The sequence below is a fragment of the Thermobifida sp. genome, from assembly GCF_017577275.1.
Taxonomy (GTDB): Bacteria; Actinomycetota; Actinomycetes; order Streptosporangiales; family Streptosporangiaceae; genus Thermobifida; species Thermobifida fusca.
Genome location: NZ_PITY01000034.1, coordinates 38,979 through 57,999 on the forward strand (window position 1 = coordinate 38,979; position 19,021 = coordinate 57,999).

Annotated in this window: 12 protein-coding genes, 1 pseudogene and 1 CRISPR repeat array; of the genes and pseudogenes, 2 read left to right on the top strand and 11 right to left on the bottom strand. The window is 64.4% G+C overall.

Features of this window, described 5'->3' with window-relative positions; all coding sequences use genetic code 11:
• Positions 1–436: 436 nt before the first annotated feature.
• From CW348_RS15345 to xylB, 10 genes and pseudogenes are all read right to left on the bottom strand, one after another.
• Complete coding sequence (locus tag CW348_RS15345) at positions 437–3,271, bottom strand: CRISPR-associated helicase/endonuclease Cas3 (protein WP_104613119.1); 2,835 nt, start codon at positions 3,269–3,271, stop codon at positions 437–439.
• A gap of 163 nt (positions 3,272–3,434) precedes the next feature.
• Positions 3,435–5,056: direct repeats of the CRISPR family, unit length 29 nt; unit sequence GAGAGCCCCACGCACGTGGGGATGGACCG.
• Positions 5,057–5,282: 226 nt separating this feature from the next.
• Positions 5,283–5,978, bottom strand: a pseudogene (gene cas6e / locus CW348_RS15355) (type I-E CRISPR-associated protein Cas6/Cse3/CasE).
• Positions 5,953–6,690 (bottom strand): type I-E CRISPR-associated protein Cas5/CasD, encoded by a 738-nt coding sequence (gene cas5e, locus CW348_RS15360; RefSeq protein ID WP_016188723.1) that lies wholly within the window; start codon positions 6,688–6,690, stop codon positions 5,953–5,955. Before cas5e ends, cas6e begins: the two are co-directional and overlap by 26 nt.
• Positions 6,687–7,880 carry a type I-E CRISPR-associated protein Cas7/Cse4/CasC gene (gene cas7e / locus CW348_RS15365; RefSeq protein WP_011292024.1) on the bottom strand — a complete coding sequence of 398 codons (1,194 nt, stop codon included), beginning with the start codon at positions 7,878–7,880 and terminating at the stop codon, positions 6,687–6,689. The genes cas5e and cas7e overlap by 4 nt, the downstream gene beginning before the upstream one ends.
• The gene (gene casB, locus CW348_RS15370; protein WP_011292025.1) at positions 7,877–8,521 is read right to left on the bottom strand and encodes a type I-E CRISPR-associated protein Cse2/CasB; all 645 of its coding nucleotides are present in this window, start codon (positions 8,519–8,521) and stop codon (positions 7,877–7,879) included. Before casB ends, cas7e begins: the two co-directional genes overlap by 4 nt.
• A complete protein-coding gene (gene casA / locus CW348_RS15375; protein WP_011292026.1) occupies positions 8,518–10,185 on the bottom strand; it encodes a type I-E CRISPR-associated protein Cse1/CasA in 1,668 nt (555 codons plus the stop codon). The genes casB and casA overlap by 4 nt, the downstream gene beginning before the upstream one ends.
• Complete coding sequence (locus tag CW348_RS15380; protein WP_338114584.1) at positions 10,175–11,440, bottom strand: hypothetical protein; 1,266 nt, start codon at positions 11,438–11,440, stop codon at positions 10,175–10,177. The genes casA and CW348_RS15380 overlap by 11 nt, the downstream gene beginning before the upstream one ends.
• Before the next feature lie 177 nt (positions 11,441–11,617).
• On the bottom strand, positions 11,618–12,187 hold the full coding sequence (locus CW348_RS15385) for a DUF4352 domain-containing protein (protein ID WP_038043725.1): 570 nt from the start codon (positions 12,185–12,187) through the stop codon (positions 11,618–11,620).
• 838 nt (positions 12,188–13,025) lie between these two features.
• The gene (xylA, locus tag CW348_RS15390) at positions 13,026–14,183 is read right to left on the bottom strand and encodes a xylose isomerase (RefSeq protein ID WP_011292029.1); all 1,158 of its coding nucleotides are present in this window, start codon (positions 14,181–14,183) and stop codon (positions 13,026–13,028) included.
• 28 nt (positions 14,184–14,211) lie between these two features.
• Positions 14,212–15,606: a xylulokinase gene (xylB, locus tag CW348_RS15395; protein ID WP_104613067.1), complete on the bottom strand. Its 1,395-nt coding sequence runs from the start codon at positions 15,604–15,606 to the stop codon at positions 14,212–14,214.
• Positions 15,607–15,759: 153 nt separating this feature from the next.
• On the opposite strand from xylB, the gene CW348_RS15400 reads away from it, so the two are divergent.
• Together CW348_RS15400 and CW348_RS15405 are read left to right on the top strand one after the other, a co-directional pair.
• Positions 15,760–17,013: an ROK family transcriptional regulator gene (locus tag CW348_RS15400; RefSeq protein ID WP_011292031.1), complete on the top strand. Its 1,254-nt coding sequence runs from the start codon at positions 15,760–15,762 to the stop codon at positions 17,011–17,013.
• 251 nt (positions 17,014–17,264) lie between these two features.
• On the top strand, positions 17,265–17,849 hold the full coding sequence (locus CW348_RS15405; protein ID WP_011292032.1) for a hypothetical protein: 585 nt from the start codon (positions 17,265–17,267) through the stop codon (positions 17,847–17,849).
• Between the two features lie 49 nt (positions 17,850–17,898).
• On the opposite strand, the gene CW348_RS15410 is transcribed toward CW348_RS15405, so the two are convergent.
• Positions 17,899–19,021, bottom strand: a 1,123-nt coding sequence (locus CW348_RS15410) for a glycoside hydrolase family 3 protein (RefSeq protein ID WP_287464154.1), incomplete at its 5' end; no start/stop codon positions are given.

Genomic DNA, 19,021 nt, shown 5'->3' on the forward strand with positions numbered 1-19,021 from the left:
AAGCGGACAGCAAAAAATGGGAATTTGTTGTGATAGATAGACCTGCGAGGAACGGTTTGCTCCGTTCTTCCAGATCGGGACCTAATCCCTTATCTTGAGAATCCCATTCTCTCGCTGAATGTGATTTTCTTTTTGCGGAGAGTTATTTTTCGAGGGTGTTCTTGACGTGCTAGCTACGGAGCGATTTTCCCTGCTACTACTCGCAGTCCGAGATTCCTAGAACTCAGAAAGTCAGCTGTCCACAGGCGAGGCAGGACGGCTGCCCCGGACCCTTCCTTGTCTCCCCCCACACGCCCAGACACCCACACTGGAGGACACCTTCGACTGGACGTCCGAGGCCCAACTCCTGAGCCCGAAAGGGCGGAAGGCGGTAGGGCACGGTGCCGCGGTCAATCCTCCGGCCAACCAGGCCACGGCACCACACCCACTTCTAGGGTCAAAAGATCAGCCCCTTACAGGGATCAAGCAACCACTCTCGTCCACCGGTTTCAGTGGGGAGCACCGCGCCCTCGTCTGTCACACGTTGAGGTATAAGAACCAGGTCGCGAAGGTAGAACGACTCCCGCCATGCCTCAGGAGGATGGTTGTCCTCGGTGAGTTGACTCGCCCAGGGACCCATACGCACCGGGATCGTGCGGGCCACCAGGTCGCGGCAGTCTGCCATGGTGAACCGGCCCTCTCGCCCCGTGCCCTGTTCAGGAAACTCGACCGTGCATTCAGGGTCAAGCCAGCGGTTCCCCGCCGTGTCCACGTAGTAGCACAACACCCGGACTGAACCGGCACCGAACCGGGTCGCGAGCACGTGCTCGTCCACATCAAAGCTGAACTCGGTGAGCCCGTTCAGGTTGTCTTCCACATCGTCTGGGTCGGGGATGACCGCGTTGCGCGCCAAGCCGCGTTGTGCCAGCTCCTCCCCCATGCGCTCCATGTCTGCTTCTAGATCTTCAGCGAGCGAGTCGTCGTCATACACGTCGTCCACAAGCTGCTGCACGTCTTCAGGAATCTGCACCGGGGCCCCGTTCCTGCGGCGCAGCAGTGTGTACGTGCGCTGGAGCAATGCCAGCGGGTACACCGATGTCCAGGAACGCGGAAACCACGGAGCCCCATCAGCGTCGCCGTTCTGTTCCGGGGTGAGTACCACAAGCTCGGGCTGTTTGGCCCATTGGGGACGGTTGATGATGCCCAGGTGTTCGTGCCGCCAGCAGCGTCCCGCCCGTTGCAGCAACAGCGACACTGGAGCGAGGTCGCTGATCATCAAATCCACGTCCAAGTCGAGGGACTGCTCCACCACTTGGGTGGCTACCAGGACAGCGCCGCGAGTGGGTCTCCGTCCGCTCTGTGCACCTTCTTTACCGAACAGGTCAACGATGGTCGCGGTGATCTCCGTGCGCTGCCGGTTAGGGAACCGCGAATGCAGCAGGTAAAGGTCGGGGGCGTCCTCACCGAGCGTCGCAAACCACTGGGAAAGCAGATCGTAGACTCCCTGGGCTTCAGCAACCGTGGTGCAGATGATCGCTGCGCATCCTCCCTGCTTCACTAGTGGAGTCAGCTCCTTAGCGAGCACCGTGGACCGGTTTAGGGCTCCCTCCTTGACCGGCACGTCCACAAGCCGCACCTCCAAGGGCTTGCGGGGAGTCGTAGCGATAGGCAAGGGGTCGACGTCGCTGCTGCGAGTCACTTTTCCGATCCGAGCGTCAACGTGCAGCCAGCCAGGGTAGGAGACCTCCGAAACAGGCTGCGGTTCAGACCTGTTCCACCTTCTGCCTCGGGCACCTTCCAGGTACGCCTTGACAAGTGAGTTCGCGATGCTGTGATGCAAGGTCGCCGACAGCAGCACTACCGGCACATCAAGCATGCCCAGCCAGCGCAGCAACTGTTCCAAGAGGACCTGCATGTAAGGGTCGACCGCGTGCGCCTCGTCGACAACCACCACTTTCCCAGCAAGCCCGAACAGGCGCAGCGCGTTGTGTTTCGCACGCAGCACCGCCATGAGTGCTTGGTCGATTGTGCCGACTGCCCAGGGGGCGAGTAGGCCCCGTTTACGCCCCATCAGCCAGTCAGTTGCGGCAAACGGATCGCGGTGCCCGAGATTAGAGAGCACTTTCGACACGCCTGGCAGGTCGGCGGGGGCGTAGTCGGGATTCAGCCACGCCATTGAATGCAGGAGGGCCAGCGTGGAGGAGCGCGGAAGGTCTGTGTTCTCCACCCGGTAGCGTGCGTACTCCTTGAGCCGGGTGTGCATCTGGTCAGCAGTGGCCATGGTGGGAAGCGCAAGAAAACGTCCGGGGCGCCCCGTTGCCTTCCCCAGCAGATCCGCCACATGGTAGGCGGCTTCGGTCTTGCCCTCACCCATGGGCGCGGTGATCAGCACTAATCCCGGACCGGTGCACAGGCAAGGAAGGTGTTTCGCCAACGATGCTTGAAGGCCGTTGGGCTTGCTCAGGTGCGGAAACGACTCAGTGAACGTGGCCGGAGGAACTGTGATCGGCCGTAGACCCGCGGCGTCGAGAAGTGAGGGGATGCGCCGTAGCGACGTTTCAAAGTGGGCGCGCAGTGCAGACGCGGAACCGTCTGCGGGCAGGGAGGTGAGACGTTCCAGGAGAAAATCCTCCTGGCTGACCAGCCAGTCAGCAAGGATGACCAGGCCGCACACGACCGATGCTGTAGGCCCGTCAAGCATGTCAGGAGGTGTGGGACGCCCCGTCGCATCAAAAACTGCGTGCAGCAGGGCGTGGCGCTGCTTCTCCCAGTGCGGCGAGGAAAAGCCGAACTCCGCTAGCGGATTGCGGCTTTGAAAAGAGGGGTGTGGGTGGAACGTACCGTGATGGCCCCCAAGCATCTGGGCAACGAGGCCGGTGACTAGTCCTCCGTTGGGATAGCCGAGTGAAGGAAGCGCGAACGGCAGCCATTTACCGGTCGCGGCAGCATGGGACCTTTGTTCCCCACTGAGCTCCTCCCCGGGATAAGCGGAAAGGTCGATAGCGATCTGCTGTTGGAACTCTCGGGTTAGTTTCCCTATGTCATGCAACCCCGCCCAGAAAGCGATGCAGTGTCCCGCGTGCTCTTCGTCAGTCTCCATAGACGAAGCGATCGTGTCTCGCAGCCCGGGAGAGAGATATTCGTTCCACAACACCAATGCCGCGGCAGCAGCGTCGAGGGAATGGCACACCAAGGGGTAGGTCTTGCCGCGAAGGCCGCGTTCTTTCGCCCAGAACCTCAAGTCGAGCGGTGGGATACCGTGCTTGTCATCTGTAGAATCGTGTTCGGGCACGTTTCCTCCTGAGTTCTGCTGCCTTAGCACGCAGAACATAGCGTTCCAAGCAACTTGAGTGAGGCAATTCCACAAAATTGGATTAGAGTGCCCGCAGAGGGAAGCACGCCCACCAGACAGATAACGCGAAGATAACAGCCCACAAAACTGCAGGTCAACAACTGAGAGCCCCACGCACGTGGGGATGGACCGCGTTGATCGTCGACGAGTGCGGCGCCACCCCCGAGAGCCCCACGCACGTGGGGATGGACCGATCCGTATTGGTATGGGGACAAAATCACCCTAGAGAGCCCCACGCACGTGGGGATGGACCGCTTCCGCCACTCGCCCTCATCTTCAATCACCGGAGAGCCCCACGCACGTGGGGATGGACCGGAACACCACCATTATGACACTCACACCCATCGGAGAGCCCCACGCACGTGGGGATGGACCGGAGCACGATGACGATCCGAACCCTCACACGTGGAGAGCCCCACGCACGTGGGGATGGACCGCACTACTTGATCAGGGCCATGAGGCACTTACCGAGAGCCCCACGCACGTGGGGATGGACCGCCACCGAGACCTTGTGCGGGAACACGCACTGTTGAGAGCCCCACGCACGTGGGGATGGACCGCCACGGGGTTGAGGTTCGGCACCTGGTCATCCGAGAGCCCCACGCACGTGGGGATGGACCGCGCGTCGTTAATCGCCGCCCGGTAATCCTCGATGAGAGCCCCACGCACGTGGGGATGGACCAGCTTGGCGTCCTGATCAGGCAGAGACTCGGCCAGAGAGCCCCACGCACGTGGGGATGGACCGCCCCGTCACAGTCGAATTCCCACGCTGCAGGCGAGAGCCCCACGCACGTGGGGATGGACCGAAACTGGCGATGGAGTGGGGGATTGCCGTCGTGAGAGCCCCACGCACGTGGGGATGGACCGTCCGGGGGTGTCGGGACGGGACTCAGTCATTGGAGAGCCCCACGCACGTGGGGATGGACCGCGGGCATGCACCCCAACACCATCAAAAAAACTCGAGAGCCCCACGCACGTGGGGATGGACCGGCCCGCCAGGCGGCGCGCCGCGTAGCCACCGGAGAGCCCCACGCACGTGGGGATGGACCGGTCGCCACCTATCGGGTGGAGGGCGTGGATTTGAGAGCCCCACGCACGTGGGGATGGACCGGCCTGGTACCGGACCGCATGGAAGCCCCTCAGGAGAGCCCCACGCACGTGGGGATGGACCGCCACCCAGCGCGGCACCACGATCGCCCGCATCGAGAGCCCCACGCACGTGGGGATGGACCGCCCTCATCCGTCTAGACGCCGCCTACCACGGCGAGAGCCCCACGCACGTGGGGATGGACCGGAATTACACACCGGCACCTACTGTCGCTGCACGAGAGCCCCACGCACGTGGGGATGGACCGACGAGGTCCCCGGGAATCTCCTGCCCCCGCTGTGAGAGCCCCACGCACGTGGGGATGGACCGCGGCCTTAGACGGGCTGGTGGATGCGGGTGTAGAGAGCCCCACGCACGTGGGGATGGACCGCGTTGGAGGAGATCGTCACCGTGGTGGTGGCGGAGAGCCCCACGCACGTGGGGATGGACCGGACGCGGACGCGCTCACCATGGCGTTAGGCCCGAGAGCCCCACGCACGTGGGGATGGACCGGTGATGACCACGACGAACCAGCTCCATCCAGACGAGAGCCCCACGCACGTGGGGATGGACCATGGGGGCGCCCCGCCGACGTTGGGCGGGGCGCGGGAGAGCCCCACGCACGTGGGGATGGGCGGCCGCGCACGCTCCCTCGGCCGCCCCGGTGGGGGCGCAGGACCCCAGTGATAAGACTCCGATGGTGGCGGAGGGGATGTGGGTGGTCCCTTCGCCGTCCTCCGCGGTAATGGCGTTGGCGTCGCGGCGCACGGTACCCCGTCCTAGGTAGGCGAAGGGCCACCGGCCAGATGCCCGGGTGAGTTCACGCAGACTGGAGGCGCACCGTTTCCCGGTAGTGCTCCCCGGTCAGCCCACTGGGGCCAGGGTCATCAGGCCGCATCCGTAGGCTTTGGCGCGACCTATCCCCGAGATGAGCGCGCGACGTAGGGCGTCGGGGTCGGTGACTTCGAGCCGACCGTCGAAGGTCACAGTGACAAGAGAGACCGGACGGCCTTTTCGAGCTCCTTTAGAGAAGTTCCAGTCGCGACGGTTGTGGACGATCAGTTCGTGTTCGTCGCCTTCGGGAAGGCGACGCTTTTCCGCAGGTTTCTCCACTACCCGGAATCCCGCAGCGTCTTGGCGCTGCAGCAGCCACTATTTTTGATAGCGCTGGGTGAGGTGTGCGGTGAGTTTAGTGGGTTCCCCGGCTTTGCGGCGGATGCTGTGCACAGGGTTGGCAGTGAGCCGGAACGCCCACACGTCTCCTTTTGCTAGGCGGGACAGAAACGGAGTGTAGTCGTAGCTTTCCCACGTGGGTTGGGTTGGCCACCCGGCCTGCTCCACGAGGTGGGTCAGGTCAGGTTTGGGCGGGCTGACGATGTAGAGGAACACTTCAGCCCTGGAGGTGCGGTCGATTCGCCACAGCACACGCGGGCCGTCGGTGTCGCTGGGCAGCAGGGTCGGGAAAGAGCTCATGACGGCGGCGTGCATAGCTTGCGGGGAGGCCAGCAGTTTACGTGCCCCGCTACGCGCGGTGTTAAGGCGAAAGCGGGTGAGGTACATGAGGTTCTCCCAGGAGTGGGGTGGGGTCGTGGTTGGGCGGTGTGGTCTTGCGTGCCTGCGGGTTAGGCACGGTGACTGTTAACGTGCGTACGCCGCGCAGGGCGTAGCGGCGATGCACCGGGTCGAAGCTGATTGGCAGGTCACGCAGGCTGTCGGCACCAGGATCACCCGGGGGCGCGTCGACGAGAAGGTCGAGGGGGACCTCCGGAAGGTCGCGTAGTTGGCGCTGATACCAGTTGGCGGCATGCCACTTTTCTTCTGCCAACACTTGTTCAAGCGGTTTTCCGCTGTGCACGCCCAGGTTGATCGGGCGGGAGGGTGGGCAGGAGCGCCGCCCCAGGTAGGGCAGGTACACGGGGTGCTGTACTGCCTGGTGCAGGGTGTCGATGAGGGTGTCTTCGCCTTCGACTGCTGCCACGAACACAGCGTCCGCCAGGTAGAAACGTTCGGACACCGGCATGGATTTTCCGGTGTCGAGGTGTATAGCGGTCTGGAAGTCGCGGATGCGGGTGCCGCGCTGGTCGACGCGTACGCCGAAGCGCAGGGCAGCCAGGTCGGACAGGTCGTCGGTGCGTTCGCGGCCTTGGGCGGCGGCGAGCAGGCCGAGGACACCGCTTTTGGTAGGGGCGTGTTCGGTGGTGCGCCGCGTGAAGCGGGAGGCGGCCCCCCACGCCTGCAAGGGGCCGGCCAACAGTAGTGTCAGGACTTTCACCGGTCTGCCATCCGCTGTGCGACTGCTGAACCGACGGCGGTGACGAGTTCGGAGAGGGTCACCTGTGCGCCGGGAAGACTGGTGAGTGCCTTGGTGTTGGGTCCCACGCAGACCAGCCATGTGTCGGTGTCGTCTTTGACTCCGTAGGCGTGTTCGATCTCGGGGATGTAGGTGGCTAGGCGTTCGCAAGCCTGTTTCAGGTATCCGCCGGCGTTTGTGGCGGTGACGGGTTCTTCGAAAGCGCTAGCGAAGCTCACCGGGCGGGAGGTGCGGATTTTAGCGATCACCACGTCGGGGAGGGTGTGGTTGCCGAAGGTGTTGATCTTGCCGGTGGGCATGGATTCGACGAAGCCGCGGATGAACGCTTCAACGGCACGGCGTAGCGGTTCGGTGAGAGGCTCGTCTTCCCGAAGCCCTTCGCCGAGGTTCTTGCGCAGCAGATCGACGTCGAGGGCAGCGTAGCGGTAGAGGGTGGCGGCGTTGAATTCGATGGTGCCGATCATGCCCGCGCCAGTTTCACTGTCGGGGTTGCGGTCGTCGACAGCGGTGTAGTAGTCGAATTCGTTCTCTACCGCGTGCACGCTGATCGCGTGGGCGACTTGGGCGGCGGCGTCGACGTTGATGTCAGCGCCGTCGGCGACCATGCGTCCGAACAGGGCGATGTCGACGGAGTGGCGGGTGTCGGCGATCTCTTTAGCCCGCTTTTTGTTGTCTTTGTCCTTGAAAAACGCCTTGATGTCGGCGCGGCCTTCGAGAGCGAGTTCAGCCAGGCCGTCGAGCTGGCGGTTGCTGAGGAACATCAGGTAGGAGGATTCGGGGGCCGGAGCGGCTTTGCCTTCCTTCTTTGCTGTGTCGGCTTTGCGCTTGGGCACTTCGATCTTGCTACCGGTGGCGGCCTGAATGGTTTCCGCGGCCAGGGTCCAGGCGTTCTGCTCGTCGATGGAATCGTCGTGGCGGCGGATCCGTTCGGCCAGCACTTCAGCGACCCGCTTGGTGCGCACACCGAGGTCTTCCGGGGGGAGCAGGGTGTTGAAGGCCATGCGGGTGGCGCGTTTCCACGCCTGGCTGGACACGCGGGCGCGGCGCACCCCGCCGTAGTTGGCGGTCTTGGGGGCGCCGGTGTCGTCCCGGTTGAGGTTGCTGGGCGGGACGGTCTGCAGGATGTGCAGGTCGAGAATGGTGCGGTTCATGAGTTGTCCTTTTCGGTCGTCGTGGTGGAGTCAGGGTTTTGGGTGGTCTTGGGCCGGTAGGCGTGGAATCCGCGTCCCCAGGCAGTACGGACGCGTTGTGCTCCTTGGGGGGTGCGGAACTGGTAGAGCTGGTCAGCGAGCAGCCCGTAGTCGAGGGGGATGGCGTCGCGGCGCAGCAGGGTGACGATTTCGCGCAACCTCTGAGCGAGAGCTTTATACGTGACGGCGTGGCCGACTTGCACAAAGCGTTTGCGGAGCGGTTCGTCGATTTCGCTTGAAGGCATGAGTCTGCGTACTGCCTCACCCAGTCCCCAGCCACGTTGGTGCATGCGGTCGTCGCGGCGTGACTGTTGGTGGATGGCGTAGAGGGTGAGGGCGATGTGCGCGGAGTTCTCCGCGACTTCCATGTCTTTTTCTTTGAGGGGAGGGGCGTCAGCGTAGAAACGGTCGTCGAGGATGAGCCCCCACAAGTCGGGGGTGTCCCCGATTTCCTTGCCTGCTCCTCTGCGGAGGCGCGCCAGGGTCGCTACCGCGCGGGGATTGTCGAGGCGGTAGCCTTCCTGGATTTCTCGGACCCGTTGGTCGACGAATGTTCCCACCCATGTCAAGGAGATGGTTTTCGGGGTTTCGGTGGTGGTCACGATGCTGCCTCACCTGTCTGTTCACTGGTGGCCATGGGAAGCTCCTTTTTCAGTTCGGCGCGGAACTTCAGATCAGCTCGGGAAGCGTTGAGCCAGACATCGGTGTTTTTGCCCTTGATGACCCGGCCGTTCCATGCAGCTTCCCCTGCTTCTGCAACGAGTTGCCTGCCAAGGTCGCTGATGATGCGGTGGGCTTTCTGCTGCCAGGCGCGGCGTCTTTCGGTGGCGTCTGTGCCGGGGGCGAGGGTGGCCAGCCAGGTTCGAAAAGGACCGTCGAGCATGCCGAATCCGCGATCACGTGCTGCAGCACGTGGGGTTTCGGGGTCAGCTCCGGCCGCTTTCGCGAGGTCAGCGGCGAGGCCTCCGAGGACGGTGACTGCTTTTTCGGCGTCTTCCACTGCTTTGATCGCGGTGCGCCCCAGGCCGCTGTCGCGTTCGTGGAGCAGGACCACGGCCATGGCCACGTGGTCGTCGACGATTTCGTCGATGACGGCCTGCTGGGTTCCGTAGGAGACGCCGATGAGCCGGGTGCGGATGAAGTAGTCTTCGGGCAGGAAGCCTTCGTTGACGAGACGTGCCACCCAGTCGAGGATGCGGGGGCGCACGATCGCTGCGGCTTCGCCACGCTGTTCAGCTCCACTTGCCTCCCCGGCCACGAGGGCGCCGAGGCCCCGCCAGGCGCTGCGTGTCGGGTCGTGTTCGCGCGGCAGGTAGACCTGTGGCTTTTTCAGTTTCTTCTCTTGGGCTGGGCTGCGCCGCCAGGCGGTCATCGGTTCGTGGTTGTGCTTGTTGTGCGGGGCGAGCGGATCGCCGTAGGCGAGCAGAACCCCGTAAACACCGTCGGCGTCGTAGTGCAGTCGGATACGGCGGCTTTGCCAGGTGTAGAGGTCGCATAGACCGTACGGGCGTTGGGCGAGTTCTTCGTCGTCTGCGGGGGCGGCGGTGGTGGGTGGCTGCCGCCAGGCCGGGCGGTCCTCGGGGGTAACTATGAGGTTGTCGGTGTCGAACGCCACCAGGTTGAGCAGCAGTGTCTCGTACAGGTTGGCGCCTTCGACCAGAATGCCACCGAGGTTTCCGGCCCAGCTAACTCCTTGTGGGTAGCCTTTGCCGCCTTTGGCCCGAGGGTCTCCTACAGCACCGGATTTGATGCCGGAAGTGTCGTAGGCGTGGGCGTGGACTAGCCAGCGGGCGGCTTCAGCGAAGCTGAGGCGGTCCACGCCGCGGGCCCGCATGGTGAAGAACAGCTCCCCGTTGGGGACATCGGCGACGATCCGATCTAGGGAGAACACGTCGTTCTTCTGGGTGTGCAAATCAGCGACCTGGAAGAACGGAGTGGTGGGGTGCAGCAGGTCAAAGCGGTGGTAGTACTGCTCCAGGTATGAGGCAATGCAGTCGAAGGGCAGCTGTTGTTCTGCCTCGTCTTGCGTCCACAGTTCAGCCCACTCGTCGGAGTCTTCTGGGCCGCCAATCGCGTCGTGCAGGATCGCCAGTAGGAGCCGTAGGAGGGCGAACTCTTGGGTGGGCACGTCGCCGACGAGTCGGCGCAAAAGTGGCGCCTGTTTAAAGACTTCGAGCAGCGACAGTTCTTTTTCGGTGCCGTCCCGGTATTGCACGGGCAGCCACGGCTGCGTGATCAGGTTAAAGGAGGGTGCGTCAGTTGTCACGGTGGACCTCAAGGCCGTTGGCACGGGTGTAGCGGAGTTCGTAGCCCGCCAGGTGGCTACGACAGTTCTCGTCGAGAAACAGGATCAGTTCGCCTGCCAGCCAATACGCTTCTTTCGTTTGCCACGCCGGGATGCAGTTGGCTTCAAGCTCGGCGATGACTTGGTCAAGAACTTTGGCTGTGGAACTGAATTGGTAGGGCAAGCGCAGCGCTGAAGAAGCGACGATGCGGGCAAGCCGGACAGGAGGAGCAGCATCGGTGGGCAGTTTCAACCCGCCGCGGTTCTTGCCTAGCCACGGCAGGGTGGTGAGCGTACCGTCGGCGCGCCGCTGCACGACGAGGACTTCCAGGGTTTCCTGACTGTCACGGACTTGGGCGGCACCGCGGCGAGTGTCGTCGGCGTCTCCCAACCCGGCGTTTACCCATCCGGTCAGGGGTTGTCCGGGTTTCTTCACTGGTCCGAGGAGGAAGTCCCTGGCACGGCCGCACTGGTCGGCTTGGTGGGCGTCGTCGGCGATTCGGGCTTTTTCCAGGGTTTCCTGCCATTCGGCGGGGCCGACCGTTTCGGAGCCGTAGGCTGCCTGCACCAGCGGGTGGATAGCGTCCGGCAGGCGGATCGCTTGTCCTTGCCCAGCAGTCTCGGCGAGGTAGGGTTCCAGGACCGCCAGGGAGCGCAGCAGTGGATAGTCCCGGTAGATGGTCCGAGAGCCTTTCACTGGTTGGGGGACCCTGGTTGTCCAGTCCACCCCGGTGATCAGGCAGCGCGCGGCGCGCAGCCGCGGGGGACGCTCGCACTGCTCTTTCCCGCGCTGGTGGCGGTGCAGGCGGCCCATCCGCTGCAACAGCAGGTCGATTGGTGCGAGATCGCTGACCAGCAGGTCGAAGTCAACGTCTAAAGACTGTTCCACTACCTGGCTGGCGACCACAATGTGTTTTGTGGGGCGGCTGCCTCCCGCTTGCGGGACTTTGTCGGGGGAGCCGAAGGTTTCCAGTAGCCGCGTGTCGTTCTCGACCCGGTCCGCATCCACGAAACGCGCGTGGGCGACGCTCACCTGGTCGTTCCCGAAACGCTGGCGCAGGTGGGCGGCGGCCTCGTGGACTCGGTCGACCGTGTTGCGGACGACTAGGGCACAGCCGCCCTCGGCGAGCTCTTCTTCCAACCGGTCCGCGAGTGTGTCCAGGTCGTCGTCTATGCGTTCCAGCCACACGGTGGTGCCGCGGCCTGAGGCGGCTGGCGCCACGATAGTGAGCCCCACGCACGTGGGGATAGACCGTCTTTTCCCCTGAAGCCTGTACTGTGAGACACGGATAGGTTTCGAAAACGTTAGACCCTGTCACTCGGTGTAACAGGGTCTACTTTTCTGCGATAGAAAGCTGGTTTACAGGAAGGCATCGCCTTCTGCGGTGCCGCAGCCGCAGTAGCCTCCGCTCAGCTACTTGACATCCACGCGGACCCCTGTGGAGAAACTTCCCTCGCCATTGACGAGCAGGTGCGACAGCTCGAAAGCCTTTGGCACGTCAAATGCGAGTTTTCCTTCGACTTCCACTCCAGGATTCACTACCTCAAGCCAGTCAATTCCAGACGAGGCTGACACGTCCCGCCGATACATGGCTCCCTCAGTGTCTATGAGCACCTGATCGCCGTCCTCAAAATACTCTGGGCCGCTGCTAACGTTTTTTACGCGGAGTTCAACCACCACGTACTGGCCCTGCGGAACGTGTGTTCTGTAGCTTTCAGCGATCTCGGTAACCCCCTCCTCGACGCTCAGCACAGTGATCTCCCAATCGCCGTGTGTCACAGCGTCGCCCACCGTGTATGACTCTTCTTCCTCAGTCGGGGTCGATGCCGAAGAAGTTCCACCGCTACCGCTGCTGTTACTGCCGCTGTTGCTACTGCTGCTGCTCGCCACGATTCCCAGGAGTATCACGGAAACGATGAACAGAAACAGCACACCGCCGCAACCGCCACATCCGAATAGCGCGATCTTTGCACCTGTGGACATGCCCTGCTGGGGCGGCGGCTGGGGCGGCTGATATGGGGGATGCATCGTTGCCTCCGACTGATAAAAAGTCAGCGACTGGTGAAGCCAGCCCTCTAGGGAAGAAGTTCCTTCGAGGAAGGGAATGATTGCTGTGACACGCCTCTACTCATAGAGAGTGCGCTGGCTTCAACTTATCTAAGATCTGTTTCTTCCTGTCCCAACTGCCTAAATATCCCCATTTTTGATGAGGGCCTGGTGGAAGCCAGTTACTGCGCTGCATGTTTTCAGCCACCGCACACTCTTCCTGGACACGGAAAGTTATCGGAGATATCCAATTCGAACATCCTGCTTCCGAGGGCTTAGTCGCCGGAATGGCAAGTTTTCGGCAGCTAAGCTCCGTTTCCCCAGTAGCGCAGACAGCAACGGAATGGGCGCTCTGCTCTGACCAAGTTCTGATTCTCCTGAACGAGGTGCCGTGTTGCAGCGGGCAAGTGGGGGTGTATCGGTTGTGGACAGAACGGCTCCCTGCCGGAGACAGAAGCACGTGCTGCTGTAGTGGTAGACCCGTGGGAGATGAGGCGCGGTCCGAAGAGCGTGGTGAGAAGACTCTTGTCGAAAAATCCCCTGATGCTGGCGTGATTCCTCGGGACAGCGTTGTAGGCAGATCCGCTACGTGATGCAGGTGGCGAACTTCTAGAGAGAAGACGAATACCCCGCACGGGCTAGGCCTGGGGCTGGTGGCAGGCGGGCCCGTGCGGGGTGGAGGTGAGGATCCGCCCCAGTGTGCTCTCCGCGCCCCCGCTGCGGAGAGCGGTGGGCGGCCTGCGCGGCCGCCCACGTTGACGGGGCGGAATAGTGGTTAGCGCACGCCCAGGAGGTAGTCGAGGGCGAGCTGGTCGAGGCGTTCGAAGTGGTAGCCGCGCTGGGCCACTTCGTCCAGGTTGATGTCTTCGGCGAGCAGGTCGTCCAGGGTCTCCCCTTCGGCGAGGGTGGACTGCTCCAGTTCGAAGACCCGGGCGGCTTCCATGGCTTCGCGGACTTCGGGGTCGGCGCGGAACGCTTCAGCCTTCTCCTTGAAGATGAGGTAGTTGCGCATGCAGTTGCGTGCCGCTTCCCACACGCCGTCGACGTCTTCGGTGCGCGGGGTCTTGAAGTCGAAGTGGCGCGGTCCGTCGTAGCCACTGCTTTCCAGCAGGTTGACGAGGAAGAACGCGTCGCGCACGTCGCCGGCGCCGAAGCGCAGGTCCTGGTCGTATTTGATGCCGCGCTGGCCGTTGAGGTCGATGTGGAACAGTTTGCCGTGCCAGAGGGCTTGGGCGATGCCGTGGGTGAAGTTGAGTCCGGCCATCTGTTCGTGGCCGACTTCGGGGTTGAGGCCGACCATTTCGGGGTGGTCGAGCTCGTTGATGAAGGCGATGGCGTGGCCGATGGTGGGCAGGAGAATGTCGCCGCGGGGCTCGTTGGGTTTGGGTTCGAGGGCGAACCGCAGGTTGTAGCCCTTGCTGCGGACGTATTCGCACAGGATGTTGAAGGCTTCGCGCAGGCGGTCGAGCGCGGCGGAGATGTTCTTGGCGGGTTCGTATTCGGCGCCGTCCATGCCGCCCCAGCACACGTAGGTGCGGGCGCCGAGTTCCGCGGCGCGGTCGATGTTGCGCATGACCTTGCGCAGGGCGTAGCGGCGCACGTCGCGGCTGTTGGAGGTGAAGCCGCCGTCGCGGAAGACGGGGTGGCTGAAGAGGTCGGTAGTGACCATGGGGACGGTCATGCCGCTCTCTTCGAGCGCCCGGGTGAAGCGTTTGATGATGGCGTCGCGTTCCGCGGGGGTGCTGTCCGGCGGGAGGAGGTCGTCGTCGTGGAAGGTGATGCCGTAGGCGCCGAGTTCGCGGAGTTTCCAGACGACGTCGACGGGGTCGAGTTGCGGGCGTACGGCCTTGCCGAAGGTGTTGTGGCCGCGCCATCCCACAGTCCACAGTCCGAAGCTGAACCGGTCCTCGGGTGTGGGCTGGTAGTTGCTCATGTGGGCCTCTTTCGTTGTCGGTTTGGTTTTACGGTTCGAGTCGGTTTCGGGCTTCGGCGTAGCGTTCGCGTACCTGCGGGGTGGGGTCGGCTTCGCTGACGACGGTTCCGGCGTCTTCCCATTCGGGTGGGGTGGGTTTGCCGGAGAGTGCCCAGGCTGCTTGGCGGGCGGCGCCGTCGGCGACGTATTCGCCTTCGGCTGGGATGGTGACGGGGCGGCCGAGGATTTGGGGGGCGATGGCGCGGACTGCGGCGGAGCGGGCGCCGCCGCCGATGAGGAGGACACGGTTGACGGGGACACCTTGGTGGACGAGGGCGTCGACGGCGTCAGCGAGGCCGCAGAGCATGCCTTCGACGAAGGCGCGGGCCAGGTTGGCGGGGGTGAGGTTGGCTCGGGTGAGGCCGTCGAGGCGGCCGGTGGCGTTGGGCAGGTCGGGGGTGCGTTCGCCGTCGAGGTAGGGCAGGAGGACGAGGCCGCCGGCGCCGGGGGGTGCGGTGAGGGCGAGTTGGTTGAATTCTTCGAGGGTGACGCCGAGCGCAGCGGCTCCGGCGGTGAGGACGCGGGCTGCGTTGAGGGTGCAGACGAGGGGGAGGAAGCGTCCGGTGGCGTCGGCGAATCCGGCGATGGTGCCGGTGGGGTCGGCGGTGGGTTTTTCGGCGACGGCGAAGGCGGTTCCGGAGGTGCCGATGGAGACGACGACGTCGCCGGGTCGGGCGTTGAGGGCGAGTGCGGCGGCCATGTTGTCGCCGGTGCCGGGGCCGACGACGTCGATGGCGGGGAGTTCGGGGGTGGTGACGCTGCCGACGACTTCGGCGGGGGCGGCGACTCGCGGGGTGCGGAGTTCGCGGCCGAAGGCGAGGGTGAGCAGGTCGGTCCGGTAGGTGTTGGTGGCGGGGTCGTAGTAGCCGGTGCCGGAGGCGTCGCCGCGGTCGGTGACGGGTTCGGCGGCTTGGGTAAGGCGTTGGGTGAGCCAGTCGTGGGGCAGGAGGATGCTTTCGGCTCGGGCGGCGTTGTCGGGTTCGTGTTGGGCGAGCCAGCGGAGTTTGGTGACGGTGAAGCTGGCGACGGGGACTGAGCCGACGGCTTGGCTCCATGCGGCGGGGCCACCGAGTTCGTTGATGAGGTCGGTGGCGGCGTCTGCGGAACGGGTGTCGTTCCACAGGAGTGCGTCGCGGACGGGGGTGCCGTCGGCGTCGAGGGCGACCATGCCGTGTTGCTGGGCGGCGATGGAGATGGCGGCGACGTCGTCGAGGAGGCCCCCTTCGGCGGCTTTGAGGAGGGCATGCCACCACACGTGGGGGTTGACTTCGGTTCCGTCAGGGTGGGGGGCACGGCCTTGACGGATGAGGGCTCCGGTTTCTGCGTCGCGTACGACGATCTTGGTGGATTGGGTTGAGGAGTCAACTCCGGCGACGAGCGGCATGGTGCCTCTCTTTGGTGGGACTGCTGGACATCTATTAGTTTTGTGTTTGAACGAATTGATTGTCAATCCTTGCCTGGACGGTAACGAGCAGACTGGTAGGAAAGCGTGGTGGAGGAACGCCGTGGCGGGCGTCAACCGGGAGGGAGCCATCGCATGGTGGGCGCTACCGAGGGACCGGCTGGTTTCCAGGCGGTAAGGGAGACCAACTTGGGGATCGTGCTGCGCACGATCCGGACGAGTGCTCCCTGTTCCCGGGCGGTGGTTGCCGCGTCGACAGGGTTGACGAAGGCTACTGTGTCCAGCTTGGTGGCTGAGTTGATCGACCGGGGTCTGGTGTGTGAGACCGGGTTGGTCAACGAGCGTCGGGTGGGGCGTCCCGGCATGATGTTGACGATCAACGGGTCGACCCTGGTGGCTCTCGGGCTTGAGGTCAACGTCGACTATCTCGCGTTGGCGGCGTTGGACCTGTTGGAGCGCGAGGTGCTGACGCGGCATGTGGCTTTCGACGCTCGGGCTGCCGGTCCTGAGGAGTGCGCGAAGCAGCTCAAGACGCTGCTGTTGGAGACGGTTGCGGACCCTTTGCTACGGGATCGTCCCCTGCTGGGGGTGAGTGTGGCGATTCCCGCGCTCGTCGATGTGAGTTCGGGGACGGTCACGAATGCTCCGAACTTGGGGTGGCGGAATTTCCCGTTGCAGCAGCGGCTCACTGAGCTGCTGGCGGATACTCCGCTGGCGGGGGCGCCGGTGCGGGTCGACAACGACGCCAATCTGGGTGCGGTCGCCGAGTACCGGGGCGGGCATCTGGCGCGCACCATGGACTTGGTGTATTTGACGGGTGAGGTCGGTATCGGCGCGGGTGTGCTGATGAACGGTGAACCGTTGCGCGGGGCGAGCGGGTTCGCCGGGGAGGTCGGGCATATTCCGCTGCTCAAGGACGGGCCGGCATGTGCGTGCGGGCAGGACGGCTGCTTGGAGGCGTTGGCGGGGTTGGATTCGATCCTGCGCCGCGCGGTCCCTGACCTGGTTCCGGAGGGGCCGGTGCGGGGCAGTGTCGTGGAGTCCTTGGTTGCGGAGACGGTGCGCCGCGCGGAGTCAGGGGATGCGACGGCGGTGCAGGCGTTGGAGGATGCCGGGGAGTGGCTGGGGCGTGCCGCAGCGACTCTGGTGAACTTGTTGAATCCCAGCGCGATTATTCTCGGCGGGTATTTTGTGCCGCTGTCGCCGTGGCTGTTGCCGTCGTGCCGGGAGGCGATGGCTGCGTATTCTTTCGCGCCGAACAGTGGGAACTGCCGGATTGAGCCGTCCACGTTGGGGTTGAGTGCGGCGGCCCGCGGCGGCGCTATGGCGTTGATCGATGCGTTGGATACCGGGTTGTTGCCGTTGCCGCCGGGCAGTAGTGCGGCCTGACCGGTAAGGGGGTGGCGGCTGCGGGGCCCGGTCTGGTGGTTTTCGGGGTGGGGCCGTCTGGACTGGGTGCGGCGGTGTTCTGCTGGTACGGGGCAGGCTCGCGGTCGTGCTCCTCGTGTTGTGCCCTCAGGATTGGTGCCGCAGGACGGGGCGGAAGGGGAATTCCATACGTGTTTCAGTGATTGTTTTGGTGTTCCTGGGCTAGGGGCCGCTCGAACTTCGAGCCTGTTTCTCACCTGGAGGCGCCTGCAATGCAGATGCAGATGATGCAGATGGCCCAGCGCAACACTGTGATACGCGGCCTGCACGATCTGGGGTTGGCCGCGTGGTTCGGCGGCTCCTTGATGGGGGCGGTCGGTTTGAACAAGGCCGCTGAGCAGGAGGCTGACCGGCTCGACGAGTCGATCCGGATTTCTGGCGCGGGGTGGGACAAGTGGGCGCCGCTGAACCTTGCTGCGATCGGCGCGCATCTGCTCGGCGGGGCTGGCCTGTTGGGGGCGAACCGGGAGCGGGTCATGCACCAGAAGGGGGTGGCTGCTTCGACGATCGCGAAGACAGCGGTGACGGCGGCGGCGCTGGGTGCCACCGCGTATTCCCGGATGTTGGGGCGGCGTGCTGAAGAGGCAGCGTCGGAGACGCCTGGGGGCGCGCCGTCGGCGAACTCCGAGTTGGAGGACACGTCCCGGAAGCTGCGGGTGGCGCAGTGGGCGGTGCCCGCGTTGACGGGCGTGTTGGTGGTGCTCAACGCGTTGCACGGGGAGCAGCAGAAGGCTGGTCAGCAGAAACTGGGCTTCATGCGCACGATGGGTTCCCGTTTGGGGTGGAACATGGCGTGAGCTCGGATGGTGGGGCGGCACTCCCGTGGGGGTGCCGCCCCACCTGTTTTTAGGACAGGTCGATCCAGGAGAGGGCGGTACCTGCGGCTTCGAACACGATGTAGAGGTCGTGTCGGCGGGTGACGCTGTCGACGGGGATGCGGACTTCGGTGAAGTCGAAGTGGTCGGTGGCGGCGGGGATGTCGGCGGTGGCGACGGTGGGGCCGCTGATCGGGTTGTCGATGCGCAGGGTGAGTGTGCCTGGCTGGTCGGTGTTGGCGCAGATGACGGCTTCCTTGGGGGCGGGGGTGAAGTCCACGTCGAGGAAGGCGATCCAGGCGCCGGGTTCGGTGGCGCGTACCGCGTCTCCGCGGTCTTTGGCGGCGGCGCACAGCACGACGCCGTGGTATTCGTCGTTGTCGGCGGCGTGGAGCCGGGTGGCGGGGCGGGGGCCGATGGGTTCGCCGGGGACGTTGAGGGGGGCGCAGACCCGCAGGTCTTTGGCGGAGCGTCCGAGGTGGACGGTGCGGGGTGCGTCTTCGACGACGAACCGGGATCGGGTGACGTCCCAGATGGCGAGCGCGTGGATGGGGAAGTCGATGCGGACGCGGCGGGATTCGCCGGGGTGGAGGGCGACGCGGGCGAATCCTTGGAGTTTGCGGAGTGGTTGTTTGACGCGGGAGACCCGCTGGTGGGTGTAGCACTGGACGACTTCTTCACCGAAGCGGTCGCCGGTGTTGGTGACGGTGACGTGGACGGTGACGTGGTCGTCGGTGACGTGGACTTCAGGGTCGGTGTAGTCGAAGGTGGTGTAGCTGAGTCCGTGCCCGAAGGGGTAGAGCGGGGAGCCGAGGTAGTACAGGTAGGTGGCGTCGTTGGCGATGATGTCGTAGTCGAACAGGTCGGGGAGTTCGGCTGCGGAGCGGTACCAGGTTTGGGTGAGGCGTCCGGTGGGGTCGGCGTCGCCGAAGAGGACGTCGGCGAGGGCGCGCCCGTATTCTTGGCCGCCGTGGGCTGACCAGAGGATGGCGGGGATGTGTTCGTCGGCCCACACGATGCCGAACGGGTAGCCGCTGGTGAGGACGAGGACGGTGGCGGGGTTGGCGGCGCGGACGGCGCGGAGCACTTTTTCTTGGGCGGCGGGCAGGGTGGGAGCGGGTGGGGCTTCGGGTTTGGGTGCGGTGGCTGGGGGG